This window comes from Microbacterium kyungheense (genome assembly GCF_006783905.1).
Classification (GTDB): domain Bacteria; phylum Actinomycetota; class Actinomycetes; order Actinomycetales; family Microbacteriaceae; genus Microbacterium; species Microbacterium kyungheense.
In genome coordinates this window covers 217,556-232,419 of record NZ_VFPE01000005.1, presented here as the reverse complement: position 1 = coordinate 232,419, position 14,864 = coordinate 217,556, and the positions used below count along the sequence as shown (strand labels likewise).

Genomic DNA, 14,864 nt, shown 5'->3' with positions numbered 1-14,864 from the left:
GGCACCGGCTCCGGAGCGTGGCGTCCGGGTGCAGACTGGGGGCATGGCCGACTCCGCCACCCCGCCCGGCATCGACATCCGCCCGCTCGACACGGTCGGAGAGGTGCACCGCGCGTCAGCGGTCCTCGCCGAGGTGTGGGGCGGCGATCGCGGCGGCATGCCCCCGAACCTGCTGCGCGCCCTCGCCCACTCCGGCAACTACGCGGTGGGCCTGTACGACGGGGACCGGATGGTCGGGGCATCCGTCGCGTTCTTCGCCGCGCCGGCGGAGCGATCGATGCACAGCCACATCACCGGCGTGCTGCCGGACCACCAGTCCCAGGGATTGGGCCGCGTGCTCAAGCAGCACCAGCGCGAGTGGGCCCTGGCCCGCGACGTCGGGCACATCACGTGGACGTTCGATCCACTGGTGGCGCGCAACGCGCACTTCAATCTGCGGGTGCTGGGCACCCGCGCCACCGAGTACCTCGTGAACCACTATGGCCCCATGGACGACGGCGTCAACCGCGGCGACGAGACCGACCGCATCATGGTCTCGTGGGCGCTCGCCGCCCCGCCGGTGGCCACACCCGACGACGACGCGGTGGTCGCGTCCGTCGCGATCCCGCACGACATCGAGACCCTGCGCCGCGACGCGCCCGCGGATGCCGCCGCCTGGCGTGAACGCGTGCGCCACGAGTTCACGGCGCGCCTGGCCGAGGGTCTCGCGATCGGCGGCTTCGACGACGAACGCGGATACCTGCTGGTGCAGGCCTGACGGTCAGTCCTCGGGGTCTTTCGTCGGATCGCCCGGGCGCACGGCGGCGTCGTCGCGGATGTCGATCCGCTTGATGCCGTCGCCGCGGTCCGTGACGTCGATGCGCGGCGCCGCGTCGTCCTCGACGGCGCCGGGCGCTGCGAGCAGCTGGTCGCGGCGCTTCTCGTCGTCCGTCATCCCCGTCTCGTCGGGCGTCTCATTCGTCGTCATCGTCGTCATCCCTTCCGCCATGCGTCGGTCTCGAGGTGCGAGCCTGCCTGCGGACCCATCTGCAGCATGCCGCCGTCCACGCTCCAGCTGGCACCTGTCACGTAGCTCGCCGCCGGAGATGCGAGGAAGGCGACGACCGCCGCGATCTCTTCGGCCTTGCCCGGCCGGCCGAGCGGGATCCCCGGTCGGTGCGTGCGCTCGGCATCCTCGGAGTCCATGTCGTTCAGCGGCGTGGCGATCTCGCCGGGGGCGACGGCGTTCACCGTGATCGCGTGCTCGCCGAGCTCCTGCGCCATCGTCTCGACGAGCCCGCCCAGTCCGTGCTTGGCGGCGACGTAGGCCGCCGACCCCACGCGGGGCTGCGTCTCGTGCACGCTCGTGATCGCGATGAGCCGGCCGCCGCGTCCGGCGTCCACGAGGTGCCGCGCCGCCGCCTGGAGCCCCGCGAACGCGCCGTCCAGGTTGAGTGCGACGACCTTGCGCCAGTCCTCGAGCGAGAGGTCGAGGAACGGGCCGCCGGAGCCGCCGCCGGCGTTGTTCACGAACACGTCCAGCCCGCCCAGCCGCTCGGCCAGTCCGTCGATCGTGCCGGCGACGTCGTCGAGCGCCGTGGCGTCGAATCTCGTCACCTCCGCGCGACGCCCCCGCTCGCGGACGCCTGCGGCCGTCTGCTCGGCGCCCTCCTCGTCGGTGTGCCAGGTGATGCCGACGTCGAGGCCGGCGTCGGCGAGGGCGAGCGCCGTGGCGCGTCCGATCCCCGAGTCCGATCCGGTCACGATCGCCCGCCGCGGGCGGAAGTCGAAGGTCTCCATGCGTCCGACGGTACGGGGCCGCCTGTCCGCCGGCACGGGGGTTGCGCGCGCGGATCCGCGCGGCTATCCGGCGGCGGGCGCAGAGCGACGGAGCCTCCCCGGTCGGTCCGACCGAGGAGGCTCCGTCATGGGCGGTGCGCCCATCGCGCCCGCGTCAGAGGCGCGGGTCCTCCTGAACCCTCAGCGCGTTGAGGATCGGGTCGCGCTCGCCGGTCTCGCCGGTGAACTGGATCGTCAGGTCCCCGCCGGCGTGCTCGACGGTGACCTCTTGGACATCCGCCGTCAGCGCGCCCACCGTTGCCTGCACGTCGTGGTCGTGGAGCACGGGCTTGCCGTCCACCAGGACGTCGAACGCACGCATCCCCGGCTTGACCTTGTCGAGCTCGGCGAAGTCGAGGCCGATCCGGTACGTCCCGGCGGGGACGTCCTTGAACACGTAGCTGAACGTCTTGCCGGTCCGCTGGGTGCGGAACAGGTCGTCGTCCTCGGTGCCGGCGATCGCCGCCTTGGTGGAGCGGTCGGTGCCGTCGACGTAGCCCCACGTCTCCGAGCCCAGCGCACGGTCGGGCGACCAGACGAAGCCGTCCGCGCCGACCGACCCGGCTCCGCCGGCGTCGACGCCCTGCCAGTAGGCAGAGGTCGCCAACTGCGCCGCCAGGAACTGGGACGCGTTCTTGCCGGCGTCGGACGCGACGAGCACGTCTCCGACCAGCATGCCCGGCTCGATGCCCGCGTTGTCGACCTTCGCGGTCACCGTGGTGGACTCGCCGACCGCGAGCTCGACCGCTCCGTCCGCGGCAGCGCCCGTGAGCGTCAGCCACGGCAGGTCGGCGGCCTCGTGCCCGCCGTCAGCCGTGCGGGCCTGCTCGCTGAGCCGGAGCTCCAGCGGGGCGGAGCCCGTGTTCGTGACGGTCACGTCCCTCGTCGCCGTCTGGCCCTGACCCAGGAACCAGTCGAATCCGCCGCCGGTGATCGTGGCGACGCCGGTGGCCAGCGCGGTGTCGTACACCTCGGCCTGGTCCTTCGCCGCGATCGTCACCGTCTTGCCGGCCGTGACGTAGTTCGGCGCCGAGACCTCGACGGAGTTCTCGCCGACCAGCGCCTGCGCCTTCCACCGCCCCAGCTCGTCGGCCGTGAGCACACGGTCGCCCGCGGGCCCGTGCAGCGTGACGATCGCGCCTGCGATCGGCGTGCCGTCGTTCGCGTCCGTCGCCGTGCCCTCGATCGTGCCCGATGCCGGGAGCGTGTACTCCAGCCCGAGCCCGGACTTCAGCACCGGCTCGTCGAAGGAGTACTGGCTCTCGGGGTTGCGGGTCAGGCTCTCCACGCCCACCGTCGCCGACGACCCCTGCGTCAGGGGGTTCTCACCGCCGACGCCGTCGCCGTAGCCGATCTGGATGCGGCCGTCCGCGATCAGGGTGACCGAGAAGCTCACCCGCGCCGTCCGGTCGCTGTAGAACGTGGCGTTGCGCCACTCGATGACCTCCGCCGGCGTGCCGTCCACCTCGGTCTGACCGAAGTAGATGCCCGCCTCGTCGTCGATGATCAGGTCGTCCCACAGCGGGTAGACGGCATCGATCGGGCTCCGCGACGGCAGCGCCGTGTTGCTCCCGGCGGTGCTCGCCCGGTCGAAGACCAGCGCTCCGTTCGTCGTCACGCACACGCCGTCCCAGGCCGTGTCGTAGAACGGGAACAAGAAGCCGGAATCGAACCAGAGCGGACCGCACAGGTCGTCGCCGTGCCACTCGGAATCCGTGGTGCCCTGCCGGTAGAGACCCTCGGTGACCTTCACCGAGTACGAGCGTCCTGCCGGAGCGACGGGCACGGGACCCGGCTCCGGCTGCTCAGGCTCAGGCTCAGGCTCCACGGCGTCTCCGCGCGGGTCGAGCGTGACCCGCAGGGCCGCGACGCTCGGTGCGCGCAGACCCTTCGCGCCGCGCAGCTCGACGGTGAGCGGGCCGCCCTCGTGCGGCACGACGGCGGTGTGCCAGTCGGCCGCGTTCGGACCCACGGCCGCCGCCGCGTCGTACGCGTACTGGGTCAGCGCGCCGTCGACCATGACATCGAACACCCGCTTGCCCGAGGCCGCCTTGTCGATCTCGGCGAACCCGAGGTCGATGGCGTACGTGCCCTTCGGTGCATCGGGGAACGTGTACACGAGGTCCTTGTCGGGCGTGGTCCGCTGGGTCTGGAACAGCGCGTCGTCCTCGGTGCCCTCGATCGGAGTGCGGGTGGACGTCGCCTTGTCCTTGCCCTGGAAGCCCCATGCGCCGGCGCCGGCGGCCTGGTCGGCCGACCAGACGAAGCCGGTTGCGTCGGTGAACGAGGCTCCGCCCGCGTCGACGCCCACCTGGTACGGGCTCGTCGTGAGCGTCACGGGGACGTACGTCTTGGACTGCCGTCCCGCGTCGGTTCGCACGACGATATTGGCTCCCAGGGTGCCGGGATCGATGTCCTTCGACGAGATCGCGACCGTGACCGTCGTGGACTCGCCCGGCGCGAGCGTGCCGCCGTTCGACGAGAGCGACAGCCAGGGCAGGTCGGTGATCAGGTCGTCCTCGACGTCGACGAGCATGACGTCATCGGCGAGCTGGTCCACCGCCCACAGTGCGCCCGTCGCGTCGGTCTCCAGACCGCCGCCCGCGCCCACCTTCTGACCCGGGAACCACCACGCGTTGACGAGCGAGCAGTCCTCGGGGTCGACCTGCAGCAGCCTCGTGGGCCGGTTGGAGGTCAGGTCGGTGTACCAGATCGTGTCCGACGCCGGGTTGTATGCGAGACCCATGATCTCGGGCAGCGGCGGTGCGCAGAACGACAGCATGGCGCCGGCGTCCTCGTGGGACGTGCCTGCCACCGTGCCGATCATGCCGTTGTACCGGCCGCCGACGTAGTACACGTCCTCGGCGGGGTTGTAGGCCAGTCCGGTCAGGGGGAGCGTGGACCACTCGCCCTTGATCTGCCGCGTCTCCTCGCCGGTCTGCCGGTCGAAGCAGTGGATGTAGCTGGCGGGGCTGTCCTCCATCTGGCACATGTCGCCGGTCTCGGTGTCCAGCGCCATGTCGAACGCCCGGTACTCGGGGTTCCAGGCCGCGTCGAAGACCTTGCCCGTGGAGGCGCCCGTCACCGTGTACGCGGTATTGGTGCGCTCGACGTAGTCGTGGACCCACACGTCGCCGTCGTACCCGACACCCGACGGCTCCTTCTCAGCGGTGGTGCCGGGGATCTCGATCCGGGTGATGACGCCGCCGCCCGCCGTGGCGCCGACCTGGGCGGCGGCCGCCTCCTCGGCTGCCGCCGACACGGTCAGCTCGCCGTCGACGGTCGACGGCGTCGTGTCGCCCGTGCCGGTGTTCCAGCCGGCGAGGTCGATCGTGCTGTCGGCGCCCGTCCCGGTGCGGGTCGTCGCGCCGGCGGCGTCGAGCTCAGGATGCCGTTCGGCCTCGCCGAGCTGGTACGTGAGCGGAGCGGAGCCGGTGTTGGTCAGCGTCAGCGAGCCGACGCCGTTCTGATCCGTGCCCATCAGGGCGTCCAGGCCGTCCGCCTTCAGCTCGGCGGCGCTCGTGGCCAGGCGCGCGTCGATCGTCTTCTTCGCGTAGAGCTTGTCGAGCGTGAACTCGTACGAGCCGGTCACGTAGTTCGGGGCCTCGATGGTCATCGTGTAGTCGGCGACGGGAAGCTGACGGTGCACGATGCCCGTGCCGCCCGTCGTCACGGTCTCGACGAGGCCGTCCTCGTCGGTGAACGACACCTTGGCGCCCGACACCGGCAGCCCGTCGTTCTTGTCGACGACCGTCGCGTCGAGGTACCCCCAGTCGGGAAGGTCGTACGTGACGATCATCCCGTCGTGGAGCACCGGCGCGTTGTCCGAGAACCGGATGCCGTCTACGCCCGCCCATCCCTGGATGCCGCTGGCGGCGCGCAGTCCGCCGGTGACCGGGTTGTCGCCGCCGATGCCGTCGCCGTACCCGAGGATGACCTTGCCCGATCGGGTGAAGGCCGCAGAGAAGCTGACCTTCTCATCGGTGTACGCGGCACGGTCCGGCCACTCCCAGAGACGCACGTCGCGGTACTCGACCACGAACGCGTCCTCGCCGTCCACGGTGGTCGTGGCCGTGTAGACGCCGCCGTCGTCGATGTTCACCGGCGTCTGCATCCAGAACGGGAACACGCCCGCGCCGCCCGTGCCCGGACCGGTGGAGGTGTCGGGCGAGATCACTCCGCGAAGACCGATGCCGAGCGAGTCGTGGCTGCCGTTGTAGAGCGCGATGGGGAACGGCAGCTGCACGGTCGCCCAGATGCCGTTCGCGAACTCGAGGGGCTCGGTGCCGCGCAGGTAATCGCCTTCCGAGACCGAGCAGCTGTAGCCGCCCTCGTCGACGACGAGCCCCACCGCGACCTCGAGCGGCTTGTTCTCAGCGCCGACCTTCAGCCCGACGGACGTGGGCGAGAAGCAGGCGTTCGGCGTGACGGCGAGCGCGTACTCGCCCTCCGGCACGTCGGCGATATCGAAGGCGCCCTCGGCGTCCGTGCGGACGGCATCCAGCGGCGTGTCCTTGACCGAGACGTCGGCGTTCGCGACGGGGTCGCCGTCCTCGTCGACCACCGTGCCGCGGATGTCGTGGCGTTCGGCGGCCGTCAGCGACAGGTCGACGGCGGACTCCGCGCCGAGGGTGATCGTGACGTCGGCCGCCGCGGTCATATATCCGAACACCTTGGTGCTGAGCCGGTAGTCGCCGACAGGCAGGTTCGCCGAGAACCGGCCGTCCGAGCCCGTGCCGACGGAGCGGCTGAACGGTCCGGTGATCGTGACGTCGGCTCCGGCGACGGGCGCCCCGTCCGCGGTGACGACGCCGGTCAGCGTGCCGCCCTGGCGGGGGGCGAGCTCCAGCAGGCGGGGGAGGTCCAGCCGGCCCTCGCCGTACATGTTGTTGAAGTCAGCGGTGCCGCCGCACGACGTGTCGTCGACGTCGACGGCCGCCTCGCCGAGCAGGCGGCGGGTCTCTTCGACCTGACCGATGAGCGTCGGGTCGTAGCTCCACAGGTCCGCGACGGCGCCGGCGACGTGCGGTGCCGCCATCGACGTGCCCGACATCTCGACGTACTGGTTGCCGGGATAGGACGAGCGGACGGCCACTCCGGGCGCCGAGATCTCGGGTTTGATCTGCCCGTTCTCGCCCTCGCCCTTGCGCGAGAAGGACGCGAGGTCGCCGTTCACGTCATAGGCGCCGACGGAGTACGCGCTCGAGGCCGAGCCCGGGGTCGAGACGGTGTCGCAGGCCGCACCGGGCGAGGTGTTGCCCGACGACCAGACGCTGAAGATGCCGGCAGCAGTCCAGGCCTCGTCGACCGCGCGGAAGAAGTCGTCGAAGTTGTGCTCGGTGTCCTGGCCCCACGAGTTGTTGATGACGTGCGGGCGCTTCGAGGGGTCGGGGTTCTTCCCGTGCAGGTCGGTCGGCGCCAGCAGCCACCAGCCGGACTCGAGCAGCGATTCGACGCCGGAGCTGTCGCAGCAGCCGTTGGTCGCGATCCATTTCGCGCCCGGGGCGACGCCGACGTGGTTGGTGCCGTCGTCGCCGACCATCGTGCCCATGGTGTGGGTGCCGTGGCCGTTGTCGTCGCACGGCGCGTCCGCGCAGGTGCCTCGAGAGGGCATCCAGTTGTAGTCGTGGTCGAACGTGCCGTCCGGCTGGGTGCCGCGGTACTGCGATACGAGCGCCGGGTGGTCGAACTGTACGCCCGAGTCGAGGTTCGCCACCGTGATGCCGGCGCCGTTGGCGCCCACAGCCCAGGCTTCGGGAGCGCGGATGGCGTCCACGCCCCAGGAATCCACGCCCGCGTCGGCAGCGGCAGCGGCGGCGGTGTCCGGGCGGACGCCCTCGTCGGTCGGCGTCGTCTCTTCGACGGGTTCGACGAGCGCGACCTGGGGCGACGCCTGGATCTCGGCGACCTGTCCGACCGAGGCGAGGTCGAGCGCGAGGTCCTGCGTGCCGCCCTTGACGAGCACGGCGTTGACGAGCGGGTACGACGTGTACTTCACGCCGGCCGCGTCGAGCTCGGCGGCGATGGCCGCTTCGGACGCCTTCGCCGACTTCTTGAGCGCGTCGTAGACGAACTGGCCGCGCTCGGCCCAGTCCGTGATGTCCTTCGCAGGCGCCAGGTCGGCGTCGGTGTGGAACGTGATCCAGAAGTCCGTCGTCGGGTCCTCGTGGAACCGGTCCTTCAGATCGCTCGCGATCTTGGCGTCGGGCGGCCCGGCGTCCGGCTCGGCCGCCGCGGGGAGGGGGACCCCCACGCTCAAGCCGGCCGTGACGGCCAGTGTCGTGACGATGGCGGTAAGTCTCATGGGGGGAGCCCTCCGGTCTACAGGGGTTGGTAAGGGTCGTGACTCTGGCGGTGCGGGCGGTCGGCGGCGCCGTCGGGCACGACGGAGCCGTCGGGGGTGCACGGTTCACCCGATGGGGGAGTCTCGGGCTCGGTGCTCAGGTCGTCACGTGCGGCCGTCTCATGGCGCGTGCGCGACTCCGGGTCGTAGGACATGCAGCCATGCTCGGGCAGGCGGTTCGCGGTAGCTATCCGGCGAACACGTCAATCTTTGCGAGACGGTCGCGCCCGATTCATGAGACGGCCATACCGGGATCGCCGTCTTCGTCGAGCATGCCCGCCTCGGTCACCTTGACGGCGAGGGCGGTCCGGGATGACACATTCACCTTGCGCATCGCCGATCTCAGCTGCTGGTCGACGGTGGCGGGAGACTTCGCGAGGATCTGACTGATCTCGCGGTTCGTCCTGCCGGCGACCACCAACCGGACCACTTCCCGCTCGCGGGGCGAGAGCTGATCGCCGTACCCCTTACGGCCGCCCCGCCACAGCCGGGGCACCTCGCCGCCCTGCTCGCGGAGCCGCTGGGCGATCCGGTCCGCGTCGGCGCGCGCGCCGAGCCGGAAGAGCTGTTCGTACTGCGCCGACAGAAGCGCATGCCCCTCGGCGGCGCGGCCCGCGGCCAGCAGCGCCACGGCCTGCCTCTCGCGTGCGCGCAGCGCGTCGTAGGGCCGCGGCATCGCGTCCCAGGCATGCGCCGCCCGCTCGTACGCCGCGGCCGTCGCCACCGGACCGCCGCCCGCGGCGGACACGTGCGCCCGGCACAGGGCCAGCGCGGCACGGGAAGCGGGGGCCGTGTGCCCGCGCAGCCCGCGCGCGACCTCGTCGGTGAGCGCCGCGGCGGCCTCGGCCTCGCCGGCCGCGAGCAGTGCCTCGACGCGCACCGGCGCGAGGTCGGTCGCCCACAGCCAGATGCCTTTCGTCCGGACGGTGCGAAGCGGCGAGTCGGTGACGTGCAGTGCCTGCGCGATCTCGCCCTCGGCCAGCCGGAGTCGCGCGAGTTCGGCGGCGGCCTCCATCGTGTCGTCGGCGGCGCCGAGCCGCGTCGCCTCGTCGAGGACCAGCCGGAACTGGTCCTCCGCCTCGCGACGGCCCGCCGCCGCTGCCAGGCGGGCGGTGAGGCGCACGCCGGCGAGGTGGATCGCCGGCCGGTCCATGTTGGCCTCGACGAACGCGGCGCTGCGGTCGGCCAGGCCCTCCCACCGGCCCTGGAACCAGTCGAGGTTCGCCAGCTCGAGGTGCACGTTGTCGCGCAGCCTCGACGACTCCTCGGCGTCGGCGAGCCGCAGCGCGATGGCCAGGTGCCGCTCCGCGTCCGCGTACCGCCCCCACATCACCGCGCCGGTGCCGATGTTGGTGTGGATGCGGGCGATGTCCAGCCGCTCCGGCGCGCTCGTGCCGTCGGCCGGCAGCGCGGCGACGACGTCCCACGCCTCGTCGTCGCCGAGCATGAGGAATGCCGCCGCGCGGTTGCCGGCGAGGTTCAGCCGCACCGCGGGCGAGTCGATCCCTTCCGCCAGGTCGGCGGCACGGCGCAGCCACCGTCGATGCGTGGATGCGGGCCACGGCGACCCGTACGCCCACCCCAGGTAGGTCATCGCCTTGGCCGCTTCTGCAGGGTCATGGTCGAGGTCGGCGACGGCCTGCTCGAGCTCGACGCGCGCCGCAGCGGCTTCTCCGCCGGTGATGAGAAGCCGGCCGAGCGGGTTGCGGATCCCCGCCTGCTCCCGCGCCGAGAGGCCGGGGATCTCGAGCGTGGCCCGCAGGGCGCGCACCACGCGGTGGTAGATCTCGTCGACGGGCTCTCGGCGGCCGAGGGCCGCCAGCCCCGCGGTCCGGGCGATCCGGGCCAGGTCCGGGGCCGGGAGCGCCCTCTCCGGCAGCAGGTCGAGGAGGAGGACGACGGCCGCGGTGTTGTCGCCCGATGCCAGGGCCTGCGCGGCCGCCGGCTCGGCGTACCGTGCCCAGCGCTCCGTCTCACCGGCCTCGCGGAAGTGGTGGGCCAGCCGCACGACGGGCGGTGGAGCGACCTGCTCCAGCGCCTCGCCGGCCCGGCGGTGCAGAACCGCTCGATCGCCGCGGGCGATGGACTCGTACACGGCTGTGGCGACCAGGACGTGCCGGAACCGCCACCGACGGCGGTCGTCCTCGCCGAGGATCCTGGCGGAGGCGGCCTCGGCGATCCCGGTGCGGGCCTCGTCGATCGTCATGCCGGCGGTCGCGGCGATCGCCGCCTCGGACGACCACTCGGCGAGGACCGCCGCCGCGCGCAGGATCTGCTGGGCGCCCGTCGACAGGCGGTCCACGCGCTCGCGAGTGGAGTCGCGGACCGTCGGCGGCACCTGGAGCTCGTCCAGCGCCAGCCGCACCCACTGCCCGTCGCGGAAGACGATGTCCGCGCGGTCGCACATGAGCCGCACGGATTCCTCGATCGCCAGGGGGACGCCGCCCGTCCGCACGTGGAGGAAGGTGCGGAAGGCGTCCGAGATCGGCTCGCCGCCCAGCATCGACGACACGAGCGACGCCGTGTCCTCGGGTTGCACGGCAGACAGCGAGATCCGGGCGCCGGCGACGCCGACGGGCAGCCGGGAGGTCAGGCGCAGCAGGAGGGACCCGGCATCCACCTCCTCCGGCCGGTACGAGATCACGAGGCTCGGTCCGTCGGTGCGCTGCCGCGAGACGAGGAACAGGAGGAACTCCAGCGTCACGTCGTCCGCCCAGTGCGCGTCCTCCAGGACGAGGACGTCGACGCCGAGCGCTCTGAGCAGCTCGTCCAGCGCACGGAACAGCCGGTGCCGCGCCGCTTTCGCGTCGTCGACGGGTTCCAGCGCGGGCGGCAGCTGTGCCGACCATTCCGGGAACAGCGGCCTCAGCGCCCCGGCGAGCTCGGTGAGCGGCAGCCCGGCGACGAGCTGTTCGATCCCGCGGAAGGCATCGACGATGGGGCCCAGCGTCAGCGACTCCCGCAGGGGCGGGCAGACCGAGACCAGCGCCGTCAGCCCGTGCGGCTCGGCGAGCCATTCCTGGAGCAGGCGGCTCTTTCCGATCCCGGCCTCGCCCTCGATCAGGACGATCGCGGGTCGCCGGCTGACGGTCTCGCGGAGCTCGGCCAGTTCGCGTCCGCGTCCGACGAAGCCGGGCGTCGAGACGGACGGCGCCTTCGCGTCTGCGTCGTCGACCGGGCGGGCCGGGCTCATCGGATGCTCCGGCGAAGGTGCGCCTCGCGGCCGCTGTCGGGGTGTTCGCCGCACACATGACTGTCCATGACGCTCTCCTTCGCCCGCGGCGGAGGGGGCAGCCGCCGACCGGGTTGGCCATCTGTGACGCTACCCACGGTAGGACCTCGCAGCCGAACCGGCGGTCGCCGCCCCTGGCCGCGCGCAGCATTCCTGCCGCATGGACCGGATCGTCTGCCATGTTCGCAGGCGGGCGGACGCGGGTGGATGCCGCGACCCTAGGCTCGCGGCATGCCCGAGTACCGCGCCCACTTCGACTTCGACCTCCGCTTCGCGAACGGGGGTGGGCTGTCGGGCGCCGGCTTCCGGCTCGACCTCCCGTCGGCCGACATCTCCGAGGACGAGCTCGGCCGGCTGCTCATCGCGCACCTGGGTCTCGCACTCGTCGACGAGGTGGAGCTGCGCGGCGTGCGCATCGTCGAGGAGCCGCACCGGGGCTCCCGCGGCGTCGAGGTGGCGGCATCCGGATCCCAGACCCGGGTCATCGACCTCAGTCATCCGATCCGCGCGGGACTGGTGACCTACCCCGGGCTTCCCGCGCCGACCATCACGCCGCACCTCACGCGAGAGGACTCGCGCGCCCGCTATGCGCCGGGCACCGAGTTCGCGATGGACGTCATCCACATGATCGGCAACACCGGCACCTACCTGGACTCGCCGTTCCACCGCTACGAGGGCGGCACGGACCTGGCAGGGCTCGACCTCTCGACCCTCGTCGGGCTGCGCGCGGAGGTGTTCCACCTCGAGGACTCCTGGGACGCCGGGCGCCGCGGCATCCGTCCCGAGACGCTCGCCGACCGTGACGTGCGCGGCGCGGCGGTGCTGCTGCACACCGGGTGGGACCGGTGGTTCGGGGCGCCCGAATACGGTGCGGGGGCTCCTTTCCTCACCGGCGAGGCGGCGCAGTGGCTCATCGACGCGGGCGCGGTGCTCGTGGGCATCGACTCGGTGAACATCGACGACACCGAGTCGGGCGGCGAGCGCCCCGCTCACTCGCTGCTGCTGGGTGCGGGGGTGCATGTCGTGGAGCACCTCACGAATCTCGGCGCGCTGCCGCCGCGCGGTGCGCGATTCACCGCCGCGCCGCCCGCAGTCGAGGACTTCGGGACCTTCCCGGTTCGTGCCTTCGCCGAGGTGCCCGCCTGAGACCGGACGCTGTGTATCAGCTCGGGCTGAACCGGCTCTTCGGTGAGGAAGGAGGAGCCATGCACGAGCACATCGAGTCCCTGATCATCGCCGCGGGCGAGGCGCTGCGGCGCGCGGAGCGGCGGCTGAGCGAGACCGAGCCCCGTCGGCGCCGGCCGCGGACCGCGCGGACGACCTACATCCCGGTCCGTCGCGACGCCGCCACGCTGCACCTCGTGCACTGACCACCGGGCCCGCCGGGGCGGGGCGTACGCTGAGCGCATGCCCATCGCCCGGCCCGCGGCACCCCTCACTCTCGAAGGGTTCGAGCTGCGCGTGCTGCACCTGCCGCTCGTGTCGCCGTTCACCACGTCGTTCGGCACCGAGACGGTGCGCGAGGTCATCGTCGTGCGGGCGCTGACGTCCGACGGCGACGGCTGGGGCGAGATCGTGACGGGGGCCGACCCGCTGTACTCGAGCGAGTACACGCAGGGTGCGTGGGACGTCGCGCTGCGCTTCCTCGCCCCCGCGCTGCTGGACCGCCGGACGCTGGCACCCGAGGACGTCGCCGGCGTGCTCGAGCCCTTCAAGGGCCATCGCATGGCGAAGGCGGGGCTCGAGCTCGCGGTGCTGGACGCGTCCCTGCGCGCCGAGGGCCGACCGCTGGGGGAGTACCTCGGCGCCGTCCGCGACCGAGTGCCGAGCGGGGTGTCGGTCGGCATCCAGCGTGACCCAGCGACCCTCGTCGACACCGTCGCGGGGTACCTCGACGAAGGCTACGTCCGGATCAAGATCAAGATCCGGCCCGGCCGCGACGTCGGCGACACCGCCGCCGTGCGCGACGCGTTCGGCACGATCCCGCTCCAGATCGACGCGAACTCGGCATACACCCTCGCCGACGCCGACACGCTGGCCGAGCTCGATCGCTTCGACCTGCTGCTGATCGAGCAGCCGCTGCAAGAGGACGACATCGTCGACCACGCCACCCTGGCGCGGCGGCTGCGCACCCCGGTCTGCCTGGACGAGTCGATCGTGTCGGACAAGGCGGCGGCGGACGCGCTCGCGCTGGGTGCGGCATCCATCATCAACATCAAGGCCGGGCGCGTCGGCGGCTACCTGGAGGCGGTGCGCATCCACGACCGGTGCGTGGCCGCCGGGGTGCCCGTGTGGTGCGGCGGCATGCTCGAGACCGGGATCGGCCGGGCCGCCAACGCCGCGCTCGCCGCGCTGCCGGGGTTCACGCTGCCGGGCGACGTGTCGGCGTCGAGCCGGTTCTACACGCGCGACATCGTGACCGAGCCGGCGGTGCTCGAGGACGGCCACGTGCGCGTGCCCACCGGGCCCGGGCTCGGGGTGCAGATCGACCCGCTGGCGCTGGACGAGGTCACCGTCGCCCGCGAGACGCTCACGCGGTAGGCGCGGAGCCGCGGTCATGCGCCGAGTGCGCGGTATCGGGACGGTGGCCGCGATCGGGCTGCTCGCGCTCGCGGGCTGCACGGCCGCGCCGATGCCCGGACCGACACCGGGCCCGACCTCGGCGCTGCCCGACGGCGTGACCGTCGAGCTGCAGCAGCAGCGCTCGGACGTGTCGACGCGCCAGGCGCAGGTGCGTGTGCGCAACGGCTCCGACGAGGCGATCACGGTGGCCGGGGTCCGTGTCGAGGACCCCCGGTTCGAGGGCGCGGCGACCCGCGTCATCGCAGACCGGGTGACGAGCCTTCCCGCCGGCGGCAGCGTCGACGTCCGCGTGCAGCTCGCACCGGTGGACTGCGACGCCGCGGACGAGGCCGATGCCACCGTCGTGCTCGAGCTCGTCGACGGGGAGCAGGCCGCCGAGGTCGAGGTGGCAGCCCCGGACCCGCTGGGGTTCCTGACCCGGCTGCACGCCCGCGAATGCCTCGAAGAGCGGCTGACGGATGCCGCGAGCCTCGCCTTCACGGGGTTCACGCCGTCACCGCCGGGCGAGCCGGCGTCGCTCGAGCTGACGATCACACCGACGGGCGCGGGCAGTGCGACCGTCGTCGGCGTCGAGAGCACGAACCTGCTGGACTTCGCCGCATCCGGCGATGAGGAGGACCTGTACCCGATCGACATGGAGCTCGACGAGGGCGGCGACGCCGACCCGGTGGTGATCGCGCTGCCGCTCGTGCCGTTCCGCTGCGATCCGCATGCCGTGCAGGAGGACAAGCGCGGCACGGTCTTCGACGTGCACATCGAGCTCGACGGCGAGCCGGGCGAGATCGAGCTGTTCGTCGGCGAGGAGCTGCGCGGCCGCATGCTGACGTGGGTGGCGCAGTGGTGCCGGTTCGGCGGGTAGTCCCGGCATCGCGAAAGGGCAGATCTCCG

Annotated in this window: 10 protein-coding genes; 5 read left to right on the top strand and 5 right to left on the bottom strand. The window is 72.3% G+C overall.

Translation table 11 applies throughout. The annotated features are described in order from the left end of the window. The first annotated feature begins 43 nt into the window (after window positions 1–43). The gene (locus tag FB391_RS15875; RefSeq protein WP_141895980.1) at window positions 44–757 is read left to right on the top strand and encodes a GNAT family N-acetyltransferase; all 714 of its coding nucleotides are present in this window, start codon (window positions 44–46) and stop codon (window positions 755–757) included. 3 nt (window positions 758–760) lie between these two features. Here the strand turns inward: FB391_RS15875 and FB391_RS15870 are convergent, their stop codons facing one another. The 5 genes from FB391_RS15870 to FB391_RS15855 all read right to left on the bottom strand — a co-directional run bounded on the left by FB391_RS15870 (window position 761) and on the right by FB391_RS15855 (window position 11,354). Beyond that, the gene (locus tag FB391_RS15870) at window positions 761–967 is read right to left on the bottom strand and encodes a hypothetical protein (protein ID WP_185843137.1); all 207 of its coding nucleotides are present in this window, start codon (window positions 965–967) and stop codon (window positions 761–763) included. A 5-nt stretch (window positions 968–972) separates the two neighbouring features. Next, complete coding sequence (locus FB391_RS15865; protein WP_141895978.1) at window positions 973–1,779, bottom strand: SDR family oxidoreductase; 807 nt, start codon at window positions 1,777–1,779, stop codon at window positions 973–975. Window positions 1,780–1,933: 154 nt separating this feature from the next. Next, window positions 1,934–8,122, bottom strand: a complete 6,189-nt coding sequence (locus FB391_RS15860; RefSeq protein ID WP_141895976.1) for a S8 family serine peptidase — start codon at window positions 8,120–8,122, stop codon at window positions 1,934–1,936. A 17-nt stretch (window positions 8,123–8,139) separates the two neighbouring features. Beyond that, on the bottom strand, window positions 8,140–8,316 hold the full coding sequence (locus FB391_RS19765) for a hypothetical protein (protein ID WP_185843132.1): 177 nt from the start codon (window positions 8,314–8,316) through the stop codon (window positions 8,140–8,142). 77 nt (window positions 8,317–8,393) lie between these two features. Further along, complete coding sequence (locus FB391_RS15855; protein WP_141895974.1) at window positions 8,394–11,354, bottom strand: helix-turn-helix transcriptional regulator; 2,961 nt, start codon at window positions 11,352–11,354, stop codon at window positions 8,394–8,396. A gap of 270 nt (window positions 11,355–11,624) precedes the next feature. Here FB391_RS15855 and FB391_RS15850 point away from each other — a divergent pair, with 270 nt between their 5' ends. From FB391_RS15850 to FB391_RS15840, 4 genes are read left to right on the top strand one after another with little or no spacing between them, the layout of a single operon-like run. Next, on the top strand, window positions 11,625–12,539 hold the full coding sequence (locus FB391_RS15850) for a cyclase family protein (RefSeq protein ID WP_141895972.1): 915 nt from the start codon (window positions 11,625–11,627) through the stop codon (window positions 12,537–12,539). A 59-nt stretch (window positions 12,540–12,598) separates the two neighbouring features. Then, complete coding sequence (locus FB391_RS19760; RefSeq protein ID WP_185843131.1) at window positions 12,599–12,763, top strand: hypothetical protein; 165 nt, start codon at window positions 12,599–12,601, stop codon at window positions 12,761–12,763. A gap of 37 nt (window positions 12,764–12,800) precedes the next feature. After that, a complete protein-coding gene (gene menC, locus FB391_RS15845; protein WP_141895970.1) occupies window positions 12,801–13,934 on the top strand; it encodes an o-succinylbenzoate synthase in 1,134 nt (377 codons plus the stop codon). A gap of 16 nt (window positions 13,935–13,950) precedes the next feature. Beyond that, window positions 13,951–14,835 carry a hypothetical protein gene (locus tag FB391_RS15840; RefSeq protein ID WP_141895968.1) on the top strand — a complete coding sequence of 295 codons (885 nt, stop codon included), beginning with the start codon at window positions 13,951–13,953 and terminating at the stop codon, window positions 14,833–14,835. Window positions 14,836–14,864 lie beyond the last annotated feature (29 nt).

Bases quoted from the DNA above. Each gene is read 5' to 3' on its own strand.
- FB391_RS15875 (WP_141895980.1), top strand. From the start codon at position 44: ATGGCCGACTCCGCCACCCCGCCCGGCATCGACATCCGCCCGCTCGAC.
- FB391_RS15870 (WP_185843137.1), bottom strand. From the start codon at position 967: ATGACGACGAATGAGACGCCCGACGAGACGGGGATGACGGACGACGAG.
- FB391_RS15865 (WP_141895978.1), bottom strand. From the start codon at position 1,779: ATGGAGACCTTCGACTTCCGCCCGCGGCGGGCGATCGTGACCGGATCG.
- FB391_RS15860 (WP_141895976.1), bottom strand. From the start codon at position 8,122: ATGAGACTTACCGCCATCGTCACGACACTGGCCGTCACGGCCGGCTTG.
- FB391_RS19765 (WP_185843132.1), bottom strand. From the start codon at position 8,316: ATGTCCTACGACCCGGAGTCGCGCACGCGCCATGAGACGGCCGCACGT.
- FB391_RS15855 (WP_141895974.1), bottom strand. From the start codon at position 11,354: ATGAGCCCGGCCCGCCCGGTCGACGACGCAGACGCGAAGGCGCCGTCC.
- FB391_RS15850 (WP_141895972.1), top strand. From the start codon at position 11,625: ATGCCCGAGTACCGCGCCCACTTCGACTTCGACCTCCGCTTCGCGAAC.
- FB391_RS19760 (WP_185843131.1), top strand. From the start codon at position 12,599: ATGCACGAGCACATCGAGTCCCTGATCATCGCCGCGGGCGAGGCGCTG.
- menC (WP_141895970.1), top strand. From the start codon at position 12,801: ATGCCCATCGCCCGGCCCGCGGCACCCCTCACTCTCGAAGGGTTCGAG.
- FB391_RS15840 (WP_141895968.1), top strand. From the start codon at position 13,951: ATGCGCCGAGTGCGCGGTATCGGGACGGTGGCCGCGATCGGGCTGCTC.